The 15765-nt window shown below is 62.6% G+C and carries 13 protein-coding genes and 1 riboswitch; of the genes, 5 read left to right on the top strand and 8 right to left on the bottom strand.

Annotation, left to right across the window (positions count from 1 at the left end):
- Positions 1–3: 3 nt before the first annotated feature.
- Positions 4–90: riboswitch (S-adenosyl-L-homocysteine riboswitch) on the bottom strand.
- A 109-nt stretch (positions 91–199) separates the two neighbouring features.
- On the top strand, positions 200–967 hold the full coding sequence (locus R3F00_RS03135; protein ID WP_371280249.1) for an isocitrate lyase/phosphoenolpyruvate mutase family protein: 768 nt from the start codon (positions 200–202) through the stop codon (positions 965–967).
- Positions 968–1122: 155 nt separating this feature from the next.
- Here R3F00_RS03135 and R3F00_RS03130 read toward each other — a convergent pair whose 3' ends face one another.
- The 4 genes from R3F00_RS03130 to metK form a co-directional block, all read right to left on the bottom strand.
- Positions 1123–1911, bottom strand: a complete 789-nt coding sequence (locus tag R3F00_RS03130) for a hypothetical protein (protein WP_371280248.1) — start codon at positions 1909–1911, stop codon at positions 1123–1125.
- 280 nt (positions 1912–2191) lie between these two features.
- Positions 2192–5092, bottom strand: coding sequence for a hypothetical protein (locus tag R3F00_RS03125; RefSeq protein ID WP_371280247.1), 2901 nt, complete (start codon positions 5090–5092; stop codon positions 2192–2194).
- Positions 5093–5175: 83 nt separating this feature from the next.
- Positions 5176–6222: a hypothetical protein gene (locus R3F00_RS03120; RefSeq protein ID WP_371280246.1), complete on the bottom strand. Its 1047-nt coding sequence runs from the start codon at positions 6220–6222 to the stop codon at positions 5176–5178.
- Positions 6223–6338: 116 nt separating this feature from the next.
- The gene (gene metK, locus R3F00_RS03115) at positions 6339–7535 is read right to left on the bottom strand and encodes a methionine adenosyltransferase (protein ID WP_371280245.1); all 1197 of its coding nucleotides are present in this window, start codon (positions 7533–7535) and stop codon (positions 6339–6341) included.
- Positions 7536–7838: 303 nt separating this feature from the next.
- Here metK and ribH point away from each other — a divergent pair, with 303 nt between their 5' ends.
- From ribH to R3F00_RS03095, 4 genes are read left to right on the top strand one after another with little or no spacing between them, the layout of a single operon-like run.
- Positions 7839–8303, top strand: a complete 465-nt coding sequence (gene ribH / locus R3F00_RS03110) for a 6,7-dimethyl-8-ribityllumazine synthase (protein ID WP_371280244.1) — start codon at positions 7839–7841, stop codon at positions 8301–8303.
- Complete coding sequence (nusB, locus tag R3F00_RS03105) at positions 8300–8761, top strand: transcription antitermination factor NusB (protein ID WP_371280243.1); 462 nt, start codon at positions 8300–8302, stop codon at positions 8759–8761. The genes ribH and nusB overlap by 4 nt, the downstream gene beginning before the upstream one ends.
- A 20-nt stretch (positions 8762–8781) precedes the next feature.
- Entirely contained in the window at positions 8782–9753 is a 972-nt protein-coding gene (gene thiL / locus R3F00_RS03100; RefSeq protein ID WP_371280242.1) for a thiamine-phosphate kinase, read from the top strand.
- Positions 9750–10241: a phosphatidylglycerophosphatase A gene (locus tag R3F00_RS03095; RefSeq protein ID WP_371280241.1), complete on the top strand. Its 492-nt coding sequence runs from the start codon at positions 9750–9752 to the stop codon at positions 10239–10241. Before thiL ends, R3F00_RS03095 begins: the two co-directional genes overlap by 4 nt.
- Positions 10242–11401: 1160 nt before the next feature.
- Here R3F00_RS03095 and R3F00_RS03090 read toward each other — a convergent pair.
- Genes R3F00_RS03090 through R3F00_RS03075 form a run of 4 tightly spaced genes read right to left on the bottom strand, consistent with a single transcriptional unit; the run spans position 11402 to position 15617 of the window.
- The gene (locus tag R3F00_RS03090) at positions 11402–12793 is read right to left on the bottom strand and encodes an FAD-binding oxidoreductase (RefSeq protein ID WP_371280240.1); all 1392 of its coding nucleotides are present in this window, start codon (positions 12791–12793) and stop codon (positions 11402–11404) included.
- 22 nt (positions 12794–12815) lie between these two features.
- On the bottom strand, positions 12816–13418 hold the full coding sequence (locus tag R3F00_RS03085) for a BON domain-containing protein (protein WP_371280239.1): 603 nt from the start codon (positions 13416–13418) through the stop codon (positions 12816–12818).
- Between the two features lie 13 nt (positions 13419–13431).
- Positions 13432–13788: a YraN family protein gene (locus R3F00_RS03080; protein WP_371280238.1), complete on the bottom strand. Its 357-nt coding sequence runs from the start codon at positions 13786–13788 to the stop codon at positions 13432–13434.
- A gap of 11 nt (positions 13789–13799) precedes the next feature.
- Entirely contained in the window at positions 13800–15617 is a 1818-nt protein-coding gene (locus R3F00_RS03075) for a penicillin-binding protein activator (RefSeq protein WP_371280237.1), read from the bottom strand.
- Between the last annotated feature and the right edge of the window lie 148 nt (positions 15618–15765).

Below are 15765 nucleotides of genomic sequence, written 5' to 3'. Positions count from 1 at the left end.
CAATTGGGGCGGGCGCCGTTGACTGGAATCGCGTGCCGAGCCTGTGTCCGGTTCCGCTAGCGGAACTGACCTGCAGCGCCCCTCGGCAGCGAAGAGGGCGCATAGTATATCGCTTATTCGCGATGAAAGGATATATTGTCTCCTGCGATGGCAGGATTCCGGGCCGGAATCCGATGCCGGACGCTGCCGGGAGTGACCCATGTCGACGCAAAAAGCGCTTGCCGCCCAGTTTGGATCCCTGCATGTCGCGGGGAACCCGCTGGTCATCTTCAATATCTGGGACGCTGGCTCAGCCCGGGCCGTCATTGCGGGCGGCGCTCGCGCTGTGGGCACGGGCAGCTGGTCGGTGGCGGCCGCACACGGGTACGATGACGGCGAGCAGGTCCCGTTCGAATTCGTCATCCAGAATCTTCAACGTATCGTCGCGGCAACCGAGCTTCCGGTCACGATTGACCTCGAAAGCGGCTACGGCGAAAAACCGGACCATGTCAGGCGCTCCATTGCGCGCGTGATCGAGGCCGGCGCGGTTGGCTGCAATCTTGAAGACAGCTTCCCCGAGAATGGCAGGCTGCGTGAACCTGCCGATGCGGCCAGGCGCGTGGCAAGCGCGCGTGCTGGCGTCGAGTCCGCCGGCATCCCGTTCTTTATCAACGCGCGCACTGACGAGTTTCTGCAGGCGCCGCGCGAGGCGCACGACCTGGGGTTGCTCCGCTTGGCCCTTGAGCGGGGCCGGGCCTATGCCGCTGCCGGCGCCGACGGCCTTTTCATTCCGGGCCTGGTGGATCCCGGTCTGATCGAGCGTGCGGCGAGGGAATCATCGCTTCCGCTCAATGTCATGAAGAGTGCCGCGTCACCCCGGTTATCCCAGCTGGCCGAGCTGGGCGTCGCGCGCATCAGTCACGGACCGGGTCCGTACCGGATGATGATGAAGGCGCTCGAAGACGCCTGCAGGGCAGCCATGGCCTGATCGACGGCGTTCTCCGCAGAGGCGACCTCGCATGCAAGGTGCGGATGCCGCTGCGCTGCGGAGTGCGCCGGATCCGACAGATCATTCTCCTCCAGCAGGAAGCGGCAAGCGCCGCAGCTGCGATCACGACGTCGCGCTGCGCTGGGGACACGGCATCAAGGCTCGTTCATCTGCTTGCGTGCTTCAAGGATCGCAGCGTCCGACGAGTCCACCTTTATCAACCCGACGCGTGGAAATTCCAGGTCGAGGATCAGGTGGACCGCCAGCGACGTAATGACGGCGAATGCAATCGGATGCAGCCAGTTGCGCCGGTCGTTGTCGGCAGCGGCGTAGCCGATCATCAAGGCGCCGAGCAGGCTGAGCCCGCCGAGCAGCAGGTAGATGGCCAGGGGCGGATGATCCATGGTCGCTCGCTTGCGCGTACTGGTGATGTCGATCATCGCGTTCAGCGCAGGCAACAGGAGCTTTTTCGCATCCGGATCGGCTTCTGAGCGCTGGCTGGCTTCCAGTGAGCGCTTCCAGAGCGTTCGCAGCATCTCGTCGGTTTGCAGATACCAGTCATCTGCGGCAGTAAACGTGTCGATCAGGGGCGGGGTCGCGCGCAGCTCGGCGTATCGGCGGAAGCGCTCGCGCAACTCCATCTTGTCGTCCTCGGCGAGCAGGTCGAGGCGCAGGTAGGCGGTGCCGATGTCGTTGGCTTCCTCGGTGATCAGTGCGCGTCTCGCTTCGAGGCGATTCCCTGCTCCGGAGAAAGTGAATGCGATGATCAGTCCCAGCAGGCCGAACACCGATCCTTCGGCGGCGCCGATACCCTTGGCCAAGCCTTTCGGATCCCGGCGAATCTGTGCGCGCCCTATCTGACGACCCAGTTCGTAGATGAGGACCATGCTGACCAGCAGCGATACGGATACGGATGCAATGAAGAGTTCGGGATTCGTTGTCATCGGGTTGACCATGTCGAGGTGCTCACTTCCGCTATGCGCCTGGCCCTTGGCTTGGCCAGTGGCAGGTCAACCCTCGCCCGTCGCTTCCGAGCACTGCAAGGCAAAATGTTTTTGTATGAAACGACGGCCTGGACGTGATGCTCTTGATCCGGGCGAGGAAAATTCTAGCAGTTGATGTGACTGGGGAACATGGCAGTCGGCATGGATCGGCTCCGTTGCCGGGCAAAAAAAAACGGGCCGCAGAGCGGCCCGTTCAAAGGATCTCAGGTTGTCTGCCGGTTTACGGCGTGCAAGCCCTGACGACCAGGTTGTCGATGTAGAAGCCGGTCGGATTGGTAGCAGCGACCGTATTCGCGTCGGACAAGGCGCGGAAGCGCAACTGGACGCTTTGGCCTACGTAATCATCCATGTCGACGATGGAGTTGATGGCTCCCGGCGGCGTATGGCACCAGACCATGAGGCCGGCGTTCGGCAGGTTGCTGGCGGCGATACCGTCGTACGGATCCGTGTACAGCGAATTGCCCTGGACGTAGGTGAACGCGCCGGCGCCCACTTTGACGTCGAGCGTGGCGTTATCGTAGCAGCCGGTTGGGCCGTCATCCTCGAAGTTGTGCCAGGTGTCGTAGATCAGGAACGTGGCCTGCGAGTTGGCCGGAATCGCAATGCTTGGCGAGACCAGTCCGCGATCGCTGGTAGTGGCATTGTTCGGGATTCCCCAGACCGTGGTTGTCAGGCCGCTGCCGGCCGGAGCAGCCAGCTGGCTCCAGTTGGTCGCGCCCGTGCCCACCGTGGTCCAGCCATTGACACCGCCCTGGAAGTTGTCAGCGAAGACATTCGTGGCAGTGGTGCCGCTCGGGCACTGGCCGATGATGCCGGTGTCGAAGCGGAACACGACAGACGTGGCGCCCGCGCCGCAGTAGTTGTTCGGCGTGATGCGCCAGTAGTACGCCGTGGACTCGTTCAGGGCCGGTGTGACCTTCCAGGTCGTGCCGGAAACCGTTGCCGTCCTGACGATGTTCGCGAACGCGACGTCAGTAGCTATTTCCACGGTGTAGTTCAGTGCGCCGGCAACCGCACTCCAGCTCAGGGTTGGAAGAACCTTGTTGCCGGTCGAGTTGTTGGCCGGCGAGACCAGGCTCGAAGCCCCGGTTGCTGCAGCGGAGACACCGAGCTCAAGCGGCAGGGAGCGAGTCAATGGACCACTGACACCGGATACTGCGAACGAATACTCACCTGCCGCGATCGTCGCGCCGTTGGTCAGGGTCAGCACGGTGGTGCCCGCGCCAACGACAGGATCGACCGTGAAGTTGGGCGTGGTGCCACCCGGGATGCCCGGAGTCGCGAACGCGACCGCGCTGTTGAATCCGTTCAGTACACCAACGCGCACGTCCCAGGTCGGATCGGCATCCGTAGCCGAGCAGACTTCCACGCGAGCCGGCGTTTCGGCGACCAGGGCGAAGTCCGGATCACCGCAACCGGCGAAGGTGAACGAGCAGACGCGCGTGCGCCAGGAGGCGCCCGATGTCGTGGCCAGGTATTCGGTAGTGAAGTAGAAGCGGCACTGGTCGACCGGATCGACGCTCATCGAGGAATAGTCGCCCCAGCGACCCGAAGTGCTGGTCTGCGAGCCGGTAGTTCCGGGCGTGCAGCTGACTTCGTCACGCATGGTGCCGGGCGGGTCGGACGGTGTGCGCCCGGTGATCATGATCTTCGGATTCAGCGACGCGCTCGACTTCGAGTAGCCCAGGCCGATGTTGCCGCTGCCATCGACAGCGATGCCGCCCATCCAGCGTGAATCGCCGTCCGGGGTGAAGTTGCCCTGGTCGATGACCGTCTTGGTCATCTGGGTCGGTGGAACCGAATTCGGCAACTCCGGGCCTTCATAGCCGTGACCAAAGATGCGATCGACTGTCGTGATCGGGAATTCGGCGCCCGGCTTCAGGTTGAAATGCATCCAGCGCACGCCAGCCTGGCCGCCGCCGCCCTGGATGACGTGGTTGATGACCAGGGACATGCGGTTGGGGGCGGTGGCATCGAATGCACGGGCCGTGGCGCGATACATCGTGTTCGAACCGAACGCATCAAGCTGCTGTGCCGTTCCAAGCTGGGGAATGGCGCCGCCATACGGGACGAAAACGTCGGAGTCGATGAATGTCGGCGGATTCGTGAATACGGTATTGGCCGGAGTTTCCCAGTCAAGACACATGTCCCAGAACCGGTACTGCGCGGTACTGAACTCGAAATGCACGAAGGTCGGGCAAGCACCACCCGCCGCCGGCTTGAGGCCGCTCAGGTGAATGGGCTGGACACCGTAGGCATCGATTCCCGAGAAGCGCACAACCGCTGCGCTCGGGTCGCCCACCAGCATCTTGTTGCGCTCAAGCGCGATCAGCGAAGCGCCCTGGAAAGTCTGGGGGCTGCCGCCGAAATCGTGAGTGATCAGGGTGTAGGCGTTCTGAGCCGTGGACTCTTCGGTCCACACGCCCATCTTCGGATAGTCGCCAAAGATCGGCCACTGGAACTCGTAGCGGTAATAGCTACCGAGCGGGTCGGACGTCGTCGAAACGGCAACGCACTGTGCAAACGGGGCGCTGGTCACGAACTGGCTGATGACCCAGCGCTTGGCCTGTGCGTCCCAGAGTGCGGTCGGATCACCCGAATTGGTGGTTTCGCACTTGCCGCCGAAACCGACATAGAACGAGTTGCCAGGCGTGGAGCCCTGCACGACGGCGCCCGTGGTCTTGTTGTAGACGGCCCAGTGGCTGTTGACGGTCTGCAGGTAGTGAACATCGCTGACATCGCCATTCGTGTCCGGAGGCAGACAGCCGCCGCAGGCGGTTGCCTGAGTCAGCGCATCATAGGAAATGTCGACGGGAGGTGCGGATACGCCCAACGGCGCGTTTTGGGACTTCGAGTAGTCTGGCTCGAAAAGAGTCGGGTAGTCGGAGCGCTTCAGCAGGATATTCGGAATCTCGAATGGCGAGCTGGTCGTGCCTACCGGTTCGGACGGCGGCATCATGCGAATGATGTCGCGCATCGGAGCCGAAACGTCGGCGCGCACGGCATACCGGACTTCGGGAACCTGATTGGGTGCCGCAACCGTATTGGCTGCCTGTGCGGTGGATCCGAGTGCAAGCAACGCTGCTGCACCCAGGGTGGTCAATCGGTATCGCAAATACATGTTGAAGGCTCCTCATCAAGATACGGTTCGTTCTTGCTCTTCAACGCACGGATCAAACCAGAATCCGCCGTCAATGTTTTCGATCACTCGGTTCCTTGCTCATGCGCGGCATTTCCAGGCGGTTGCCGATCGAGGCGGCGCATTTGATCGTCGAGATATGTGCGGGACCCGGCATTCAGGGATGGATCATTCAGGACTTCCTCTACCATTTCCCGTTCCTGATCAGGGAATTTGTTCCCGATCAGCGCCAGAGACCTTTCCCGAAACAGAGGTTGCGGGCTGCGCAGCCAACGAATGAGTGAGTCTCTCGGCAACTGCACTTCGGGCTTCTCGACTACTCCAAACGCAAGCAGAACGAGCCCAGTCGGGTCCCAAGCCCCCTCAGGGTATCCGTCTAGCGGCGTAGTTGCCAGTACTTCCTTGGCTTCTGGCTGCCACCAGGTTCCGTACAGGGAGGGATAGAGGAATGCAGCCTGGAGCAGAACGCGGCGGGTCTCGGTGGTAGTTTCCGGATTCGCGGCAACGCTGCGGATCTGCTGCCTGTCCTTGTCATCGAGCAGCTTGCCCAGATCGGCATCGAGCGCGATCTGTGCCGCAGCGAGACTCCTGAGCTGAATGTCATCCCTCTTCAGGGTCTTCAGGAGCAGGTCCAGAAGGGCTCTGGAATCCCGTTTTTCCTCGGTGTTCGATGCGTCGAGGATCTTCCTCAGGTCGCGCGTGTCCCGGAACATGGCCGGCTCAAGGCCGAGGCTGGTGATGATCGTGGCGCCTTTCTTGTTCAGGACCACGCCAGCAGGCGCGCGCTTGTCACGCTCGATCAACCCGTAGGCGAAGACATAGCGTTCGCCCATTTCGGCGTTCTTCATGGCGGGGAAATCGGCAATCAGGTCGACCAGCTCGGGCACGTCATCGTGCCCGCCAAAGACCTTTTCGCGCTTGAAAACGATGCGGTTGGGCGGGTTTATCTCGCTGACCGTCCCGACGACGAGTCTGTTCTTGTCGGAAAACAGCATGTGCAGCGGGGGTTCTACGGTGCCGGCCAGCGCCAGAGGACAGATCCAGGCCAGGCCAATCAGGGCTGTTGCGAGAATATTGCGCAGGGAAAGGGAGCAGAATCGAATTATTTGCATACAGGTTCCGGAAGTCTTGCAGCGGCCAGATTGGCCTTCGCCGAGACGACCAGACTAAAACATGCCTGCTGCCGGGGAAACCCGCTGGCTTCCCCGGCAATCGTGCAGAAGCTCAGTCAGAGCTTGGCGTCGGCCTTGAGTGCTTCGGCCTTGTCGGTCTTTTCCCACGAAAAGGCCGTGAACGAGCTGCCATCGGCAAGAGTGACGACTTCCGGAATGCGACCGAAATGGCCATAGCTGGCCGTGCGCTGGTACATCGGGTGGACCAGGTCGAGCATCTTGATGATGCCGTACGGCCTCAGGTCGAAATGCTTGCGGATCAGCTTCTCGATCTTCGCATCGGCGATGCGGCCGGTGCCGAACGTGGTCACCGAGATCGAAGTGGGTTCAGCGACACCGATCGCGTAGCTGACCTGAACTTCGCAGCGGGCGGCAATTCCGGCCGCAACGATGTTCTTGGCCACGTAGCGGGCGGCGTAGGCAGCCGAGCGATCCACCTTGGACGGATCCTTGCCCGAGAATGCGCCGCCGCCGTGGCGGGCCCAGCCACCGTAGGTATCGACAATGATCTTGCGTCCGGTCAGGCCGCAGTCGCCGACCGGTCCGCCGATGACGAACTTGCCGGTCGGGTTGATGTGGAACTTGGTGCCCTTGTGCAACCACTTGGCCGGAAGCACGGGCTTGAGGATGTATTCGCGCACGGCTTCGATCAGGTCCTTCTGCTTGACCGATGGATCGTGCTGGGTCGAAAGGACAACGGCGTCGATGGCGACGGCCTTGCCGTTCTCGTAGCGCAGGGTGACCTGCGACTTCGCATCCGGGCGCAGCCACGGCATTGGCGAGTTCTTCTTCTTGCGCACCTTGGCCTGTTGCTCGACCAGGCGGTGCGAGTAGTGGATCGCGGCCGGCATGAACTGGTTGGTTTCATTGGTCGCGTAGCCGAACATCAGGCCCTGGTCGCCGGCACCCTGGTGCTCGGGCTTCTTGCGATCCACGCCCTGGTTGATGTCCGGGGACTGCTTGCCGATCAGGTTGAGCACGCCGCAGGTCTCGCCATCGAACCCGACCTGCGAGCTGTCGTAGCCGATGTCGAGAATGACCTTGCGCGTCAGCGTTTCGAGGTCGATCCAGGCGCTCGTGGTGACTTCGCCGGCGACGATGGCGACACCGGTCTTGACCATGGTTTCGCAGGCAACCCTGGCACGCTTGTCCTGCATCAGGATGGCGTCGAGGACGGCATCGGAAATCTGGTCTGCGACTTTGTCGGGATGGCCTTCGGAAACCGATTCGGAGGTGAACAGGGTGCTGCTCATTTCGGCAACTATCCTTCTATGCGGATGGAGGGATGAACGGGCCGCGAATCATACACGGGTGTTCGGGGATTTGCAGGGTAGCAAGACCGGGTCCACAAGGGCCAACGCATCGCACAGCAGAGGGTGCGACGCGCGTGAATGACGGAATCCGGTCTCCGGCCGCCGCAGCGAGGCGGCGAGTCGGTCGTGGCTAGCGGGCAGACGTCTCCTTTCATGGTTCCTGCCTGAAGCGTCTGTCGGCTAAACTGCGCGGCCTCGGGCAGCTTTCCTGCGCTGGCCGCCCAAATCTCCGGCCGACCTTTCATGACCGTCTTCAGCGGAACCGCCCGCGCGACCCCGGATTCCAGAATCGCCCTCGTCGCGAGTCGCTGGAACCCGCGCATTCTTGACGCACTGGTGGATGGTGCACAGCGGGCCTTGCGCGAGCACGGGCAGGCCGCGGAGGATATCGAGCTGTTCCGCGTTCCAGGTGCCTGGGAAATTCCGGTGCTGGCGGCGCAACTGGCGAAGTCGCGCAGATACGCGGCAATCATCGCCCTTGGCTGTGTGATTCGTGGGGATACTCGCCACTATGAACATGTCGCCGATGGCTGCGCTGATGGATTGATGCGCGTCGCCGTCAAGTACCGGCTGCCCGTACTCAACGGGGTGCTGGCTGTCGAGAAGCATGCCGACGCCGAGGCGCGCGCAGGTGGCGCCCACGGCAACAAGGGAGAAGAGGTCGCACTGGCCGCCCTGGAAATGATCGATCTCTGGAGACAACTGTGAATCATCCCAATCGCCCCGAGGGCGTCGACCTGGCCGCGCGCTCGCGTTCGCGCCGGCGTGCCCTGCAGGCCATCTACGCCTGGCAGGTAGGCGGCAACCGCATGATCAAGGTGATCGAGCAGTTCCGTCACGAGCAGGACATGGAAATCGCCGATCTCGAATACTTCGAAGATCTGCTTCGCGGCGTAGAGAAGCATCTTGCCGAGCTCGACGCCGGCATTCGCCTGCATATCGATCGGGAAATATCAGAGGTCGATCCGATCGAGCGCGCGGTAATGCGCATTGGCGCCTACGAACTTCGCTTTCGGCCCGATGTGCCCTATCGCGTGATCATCAATGAGGCGCTCGAGGTGAACAAGCGCTTTGGTGCCGATCAGGGACACACCTACGTCAATGGCGTGCTCGACAAGCTCGCCGCGCAATGGCGTGAAGTCGAGTTTCGCAACAAGGGCCGCTGAACGCGGAGCAGGCTGCGCGCATGAGCGAGTTCGACCTGATCGATATCATTCGGCGCCACGTCGGCGCAGCGCGCAGCGACGTGCGCACCGGCATTGGCGATGATGCTGCGGTGGTCAGCGTGCCGCCGGATCACGAACTGGTGATCTGCACCGATACGCTGGTTGCCGGAGTGCATTTCCCGGACAGCACGGATCCGGCCGACATCGGCTGGAAGGCGCTGGCGGTCAACCTGAGTGACCTTGCCGCGATGGGCGCGTTGCCTGCCTGGGCGACACTGGCCCTGACCTTGCCGGAGCCCGACGCCCGTTTCGTCGAACGACTCATGCAGGGCTTCGCGCAGCTCGCGAACGAACACCAGATGGCCCTGATCGGCGGCGACACCACGCGCGGACCGTTGACCCTCAGCGTGACCGCGCACGGGATTGTGTCCACGGGCCAAGCGCTGCGACGCAGCGATGCGAAGCATGGCGAGGTGGTGTTCGTTACCGGAACCATCGGTGACGCAGCCGGTGGCTTGCGCATCCTGCAGTCGGCAAACCCCAACGCTGGAAATCCGGGCCCCGACGAGCAGGTGCTTGTTGCGAGACTGAATCGTCCTCAAGCCCGGGTCGCCGCCGGCATCGCGCTGCGCGATCTGGCCAGCGCGTGCATCGACATTTCCGATGGGTTGCTGGCAGATCTGGGCCATGTCGCCACGAGCAGCAAGCTCGGCATCGAAATCGGCGAGGACTGCCTGCCCATGTCGTCAGCGCTGCAGAATTGCTTCGATGCCGAAACTTGCCGGGACCTGCAACTGTTCGGCGGCGACGACTACGAGCTAGCCTTCACGATCGCCGAAGCCAGGGCCGACAGCATGCGTGCGACGATGGAGAAACTGGGCTGTCGTGTCTCGAGGATCGGACGCGTCATCGAGGAGCCTGGCATTCACGTGCTGGACCGCGACGGCCGGCGCCGCGAAACGTCAAGCAAGGGATGGGATCATTTCAGATGAAGCTCGATGCACAACAGCGTCGCGCCGTCCTCGGACATCCGGCAGGCTGGATAGCCAGCGGATTCGGGTCCGGACTCAGCCCGTTTGCCCCGGGCACGGCCGGCTCCGCAGCGGCCCTGATTCCGTGGCTGTTCATGCGAGAGCTGTCCCTGGGCGTCGTGGCGGTCCTCATCGTGCTCGCCTTTGCGATGGGCGTCTGGGCATCCAATGTCGTGATCGGTCGACTGCGCATCAGCGATCCCGGCGTGATCGTCTGGGACGAGTTTGTCGGCCAGTGGATCACCCTGCTGCCCTTGCTGATCTGGCCAGCGCACTGGGCCTGGATTGTTGCCGGGTTCTTCCTGTTCCGCTTGTTCGACGTGTGGAAGCCGTGGCCATGCTCCTGGGCGGACCGGCGGGTCAAGGGCGGATTTGGGGTGATGCTCGATGATGCGCTGGCGGGGGTTTATGCGGCCATGGCTCTCGCCGTACTGGTGCACTTTTTCTGATTTTTCTGGCGTCGACCGACTCGATTTTCCTGCATGCGGTCGTGATCTCCCGGTCCGGGATTGCCGTACTCGTGGTGCAGGAATTTCACATGCTTGCGGCGTGCGAGTCGAAGCAAAGCTCATGATTCCCTGCTCGTCATCCCGACGAAGGCTGGATTGTGGAGGCAGGATGCCGGAACGAACATTCGCGCAGCGAATGGCCGGAAGGAAATGCTGCAGGAGCAGCATGCAATCCAGATCTTCCGCTTCCTCTAGATACTTGAGCCTCAACGGGGCGTGCCATCAGAGCACAGCATTCACACGCCCAGGAGCGAGTCACTTTTCCATGCGCGACCACTGCGCTGGAGCAGCGGTGCGAGGTGATCTAGAAAGCTACGCCGCTTCGCGGCGCGGCATCCATGCCTTTTTTCACTCGCCTCCAGCGAGCGAGCCACTTTCTCCTGAGTGGCCAAGAGAAAGGTCACCAAAGAGAAGGCCACCCCGATGCAGCGGTCTCCGGGCATCCTGCCCTGCGACTTCACGGCGCGGCTCCGGAGGTTGCTGACAGCACATCCTTGTGCTGGCAGCGAACTGGCTCGCACCCATGCGAGCCACCCTGCGGGCTTTCTCGGCAACTGCTCCTGCGTTGCTCTACCTCGTGCATCCATGCACTCGCCTACACCGCACCGCCGCTACAGAGGGGACCGGTCACTGTGTTTCCTGCACAGCAAAGGGGGAGCAACAGCAATTTCGCGCAAGTATGCAGCTATGCTTTAGCTTGCGACTTTCCTTCTCCCGTGTAGCGGGAGAAGGTGCCCCGCAGGGCGGATGAGGGGCTTTGGCGCGCAGGAAACGCGCCACAAGGGTTTCGTCGCACGTGGCGAGGATGTGCAGGAACTGTCCGAAGGATGACCCACAGGACGTGTGCCAGGTTGCGGCCAGCACAGGGACGTTCTGTCAGCAAACCTCGGAGCTGACTCGCGCACCTGGAGCACAGGGACTGTGCGCAAGGCGCGTGCCTGAGGTGGCCTTCTCTTGACTACGGGCATCCTGCACTTCGCCCTGCGGAGGCCAGCTGTTCAGTTCGCGACGCTTCTGCGGCGCAGAGGTACGCAAGAGAAAGTAGGGCGCTCGCCGCAGGCGAGTGCAAGCTCTGTTCCTTGTTGCTCTATTTCGACGGCCTAGGAAGATGCGGGATCGGGCAACAACTTCCCCGGATTCAAGATCCCGTCCGGATCGAACTGCGCCTTGATCAGGCGCATCAAATCCAGCGAAACCGTATCGAGTGCGCGCGGCATGAACTCGCGCTTGGTCAGGCCGATGCCGTGCTCTCCGGAGAGCAGACCATCAAGCGAGAACACCAGGTCGAAAACTTCCGACAGACACCCGGGCGCGTTGGCGGCCTGCACGGGATCTTCGGGCCGATAAAGCAGGTTGACGTGAATATTGCCGTTGCCGGCATGGCCGAAGGTGACGATCGGGATCGCGTTGCGTTCCGAGATCGTTTTCAGGCCGGCGATCAGATCGGGTACGCGGCTGACCGGAACGACGACGTCTTCGTTGATCTTGTTCGGTGCGAGCGTGCGCAACGCAGGCGACAAGGCCTTGCGTGCGCTCCAGAGGGCGTCGACCTCGGAGTTGTTGCTTGCGGCGTGCAGCTCGATCAATCCGTCGCCGGTGGCGGCGCGGCTGATCGCCGCCACTGCGGAGGGCAAGGCGCCGGTCTCGCCGTCGACCTCGATGATCAGCATGGCGCCGGCTTCCGGAATGGAATCGCCAGCGTGGTTGCGCGCGAGTTTCAGGGCCTCACCATCCATGTATTCCAGCGCGCAAGGTGTGACCGGCTGGGCCATGATCCGCGCAACGGCAGCGGCCGCGGTACTGATGTCGACATAGGTTGCGCGCAGCGTGCGCTTGTCCGGGGCCAACGCTGTCAGCTTCAGCGTCGCTTCGGTGACGATGGCGAGGGTGCCTTCGGAGCCGATCAGCAATCGGGTCAGGTCGTAACCGGTGGCGCCCTTGGTGGTCGGCTTGCCCGAGCGAAAGGCTTCACCGCGACCATCAACAGCGCGCAGGGCCAATACGTTGTCGCGCGTGGCACCGTATTTCACGGCGCGCGGACCGCCGGCATTGCAGGCGATATTCCCGGCGATCGAGCAATACGGCGCCGAAGTCGGGTCCGGTGCCCAGAAAAATCCATGGGGCTTCAGGGCTGCCTGCAGGTCGGCATTGAGCACGCCGGGCTCGACCACGGCCAGACGGTTGTCCGGATCGATTTTCAGGATCCGGTTCATGCGCTCGAAGCTGGCCACGATGCCTGCCGCAACCGGAACACTGGCTCCGGTGGTGTTGGTGCCGCGACCGCGTGCGGTCAGGGCGATGCGATGTTCCCGGCACAGACGGACCAGCGCGAGGACCTGCTCGTGCGTCGATGGGAAGACCACGGCATCCGGTATCGCCTCGCGGCGGGAATTGTCATAGGCGTACACCGCGCACTCGGCCGCCTCGGTGCTCATGGCATCAGCCGGGAACAGGGCTTCCAGGGAAGGAAGCACGGATGTCGACAGACTCATGACTGCTCCGTGTGGGGGTTGGCTAGCTTTTCGGCGCTTCCGTGTACTTGAAAATCTTCACCACGCGTTCGACATCGGGGACGTTTCGCGCGATCTCTACAACGACTTCCTCTTCTTCCGGCGTCAGTATGCCCATCAGATAGACCACCCGATGCGCCGTGCTGATCTTGATCTTGGTGACGTCGAAGCCCGGCAAGCTGGTGGCATCGGCCATGGCCAGCTTCACGCGTCCGGTAATCTTGTTGTCGTTGCGATTCGACCAGAATCCCTCGGGCTCCATCACAGCGATGTCGTTGACCAGTCGATCGATACCTTCGAAGCCGGTGACCAGGGATTCTGCGCGCTGCTTGAGTTCCTCGGTGCGCACTTCGCCGGTCAGCAACATCATGCCGTCGTAGACGGAGATCATGACGCGATTCTTCAGCACCAGCTCCTTGTCTGCATTGAGCAGGTCGTAAGCGCTGAGCTGGATGTTCTTGTCGCTCATGACGGTGCTGAAACCGCGTCGATCGTTGACTGACGAGGCCGTGGTGACCGCCCCCGCAGCGACCACGGCGACACAGCCGCCGAGCAGAGGGGCGAGCAGGAGTGCGGGCATGGCGACAAGGCGAAGACTGAATCTCATTTCGGGGACATCCTCAGGCGGTTTCGAATGCGTTGCGTTGCCAGTCAATGCTGGGTGAATCCTGCGTGCCGCTGATTGCCATGACATCGAACCGGCAGGCATGCCGTGCCAGGTCCGGATGGGCCTGCAGGAACAGACTCGCGGTTCTGGTCAAACGTTCCCGCTTGGAAGCACTGACCGAATCCAAGGCTCCGCCATGGCTTTGCGAGCGGCGATAGCGTACTTCGAGGAAGACTATGGTGTCGGCCTCCCGCATGACCAGATCAAGCTCACCATAGCGGCAATTGAAATTGCGTGTAATCAGGCGCAATCCGTTGCGCTGTGCGTGGGCCAGGGCGAGGTCCTCGAAATGATTTCCGGTACTGCGCATCGATGCCCTTGCTATTGGAAGGGCAATGGGCTCAATGCGCCCTGAACCGGCCGCGCCATGCCATCGGAGAACTGCGCCCAGGTCAGGACCCTGTGGATGCGCCCGAAGCTGTCGGCAGCGAGTTGCCCGCTGGCCCCGTCCAGGTAGGTATCCGGATTGGCCAGCAGCCAGTTCATGTAGGGCAGCAAGGCATAGGCATCCATGCCGAAGGCAAAGAGTCGCCCGCCCAGGCCATTCGCGCTGCTCAGATAGTGCGCCATCTCGTTGCGATCCGGTCGACCGGGTACTGGTGAAAACAGCCATGTCGCATCACAGAATTCGATACCGTCCAGATCACGATTCAGACTCGGGCTGGTCTCGCCCGAGTTCACATGCGAGGTGGCATAGACCGGTGCATTGATGCCGGCCAGCTTGAGCTGCGGCATCAGCAGGCGAGCCTGTTGCGGGCGCATGCTGATGAAGATGCCGGCACCCGGCTGTGGCATCCGTCCGGATTCCTCCGGATTGGCGACATCGCCCAGCGATCCGGCAGCGTCCTTGATCGGGCCCCGGTAATTGAATTCGGATTCGCTGATACGCGACTCGCCGACGACCTGACCGCCGAGCGACTCGTACTGCGCGCGAAACGCGAGCGCGGCGCGTTCGGCCCAGTCGGTCTGGACAACGATCACGGCAGCCCGGTCGATGCCGAGGCTGATCATGCGCGCCGCGGCCTGCGCACCTTCGGCGTCGGGCAGCAGCCCGAATTCGGCACTGCCCCTGGGCGGTACCTCGCCGGTGTCGGGATGGTTGAGGGCCAGCACGCGTACCGGAAGGGACTGACGGAAAAGCTCGCCTACCGCTTCGCGCAGCAGCGGTCCGACCACGAACCCGGCACCGTCCGCGACTGCAGTCTGATAGGCCGCCAGCGCCTCCTGCGGCGTGCCGCCGGCATCGTAGGTGCGCACGACCGGACGCTCGGCACTGTCGTCGGAAAAATAGGCGGCGAAGAAGCCGTCAAGTATGGACTGGGCGACACCGGCGACCTGACCACTCAGCGGCAGGATCACGGCAACCTGCAGCACGGCGTTGAACCCTTCCCGCTGCAGGCCGTTGTCCGAATCCGGGATCAGGGTGCCCACGGGACGCTGCGGACGCGGGATTTCCCTGGGCAGCACCTGGCCTCGCAATTTGAGCGTTTGTTCGATCCACGGAAGCAGGGCATCCCCCGGGCGCAGCGAAGCCGCCCGACCCTTCAAGGTTGCGCTGTCCAGGCTGGCCAGGGTTTCGATGATCTGTTCGCGATTGATGTCCCGGTCCGGGCCGACCAGATCGCTTTCCAGCGATGCGCGTATGCGTGCGGAGGCGAACGGGTCTCCGCTGGCCTCGGCGATGCGTGCACGCAGCTCGAGCACGCGAACGCGCAGGTTGGGCGGCACCGCGGATTCATCGACCACCATCAACGCCGATGCACGCTGCACATCGCCCCGCTGCAACGCGATTTCGGCCTCCAGCAAGTCCAGGCGCAGCGGCGCATCGCCGCCCAGGCGCTTGCGCTTGATGCCCTCAATGGCTTGGGCAGCGCCCGCGTAGTCACCGTCTTCGCGCAGGATTTCGCCGGCGCGCAGCTGGTAGTAGGCGCTGGTGGAACCGCGACTGTCGTCCGCCAGATTCAGGTATTCCTGCGCCGCAGCCTGCAAACTTCCTTCGCGAACAAGTTGTTCGGCGCGTTCGGAATCCGCGACCTCGGGGCGTACCTGGGTGGTCGTCGTCGAACAGGCAGAAATGCCTGCAGCCAGCAGGAATATCACCATCCAGATTCGCGGTTGCAGTCGATTCAATGCACTCATGGGCCGGTGTGGTCGAAAAGTGAAAGCCGGATGATAGCCCGGATGGGACGATTGTCGGGCTGAAACCGTGGTCCGGGCGACTGCAGGAAGCACCGTTCAGGCGCAGTTTCCCTGCCGACCCGCTATCCTGAAGGATCGGTCCCGTGCA

The organism is Dokdonella sp., from assembly GCF_041395345.1.
Lineage (GTDB): Bacteria > Pseudomonadota > Gammaproteobacteria > Xanthomonadales > Rhodanobacteraceae > Dokdonella.
Note: the sequence above shows the minus strand (reverse complement) of the source record. Positions and strands in the feature narration are given on the sequence as shown.

What these genes read in the sequence shown, in the direction of transcription:
- R3F00_RS03130 (WP_371280248.1), bottom strand. Translation starts at nt 1,911, where the DNA reads ATGACAACGAATCCCGAACTCTTCATTGCATCCGTATCCGTATCGCTG.
- R3F00_RS03095 (WP_371280241.1), top strand. Translation starts at nt 9,750, where the DNA reads ATGAAGCTCGATGCACAACAGCGTCGCGCCGTCCTCGGACATCCGGCA.
- R3F00_RS03080 (WP_371280238.1), bottom strand. Translation starts at nt 13,788, where the DNA reads ATGCGCAGTACCGGAAATCATTTCGAGGACCTCGCCCTGGCCCACGCA.
- ribH (WP_371280244.1), top strand. Translation starts at nt 7,839, where the DNA reads ATGACCGTCTTCAGCGGAACCGCCCGCGCGACCCCGGATTCCAGAATC.
- R3F00_RS03135 (WP_371280249.1), top strand. Translation starts at nt 200, where the DNA reads ATGTCGACGCAAAAAGCGCTTGCCGCCCAGTTTGGATCCCTGCATGTC.
- R3F00_RS03085 (WP_371280239.1), bottom strand. Translation starts at nt 13,418, where the DNA reads ATGAGATTCAGTCTTCGCCTTGTCGCCATGCCCGCACTCCTGCTCGCC.
- R3F00_RS03090 (WP_371280240.1), bottom strand. Translation starts at nt 12,793, where the DNA reads ATGAGTCTGTCGACATCCGTGCTTCCTTCCCTGGAAGCCCTGTTCCCG.
- R3F00_RS03125 (WP_371280247.1), bottom strand. Translation starts at nt 5,092, where the DNA reads ATGTATTTGCGATACCGATTGACCACCCTGGGTGCAGCAGCGTTGCTT.
- R3F00_RS03120 (WP_371280246.1), bottom strand. Translation starts at nt 6,222, where the DNA reads ATGCAAATAATTCGATTCTGCTCCCTTTCCCTGCGCAATATTCTCGCA.
- thiL (WP_371280242.1), top strand. Translation starts at nt 8,782, where the DNA reads ATGAGCGAGTTCGACCTGATCGATATCATTCGGCGCCACGTCGGCGCA.
- metK (WP_371280245.1), bottom strand. Translation starts at nt 7,535, where the DNA reads ATGAGCAGCACCCTGTTCACCTCCGAATCGGTTTCCGAAGGCCATCCC.
- R3F00_RS03075 (WP_371280237.1), bottom strand. Translation starts at nt 15,617, where the DNA reads ATGAGTGCATTGAATCGACTGCAACCGCGAATCTGGATGGTGATATTC.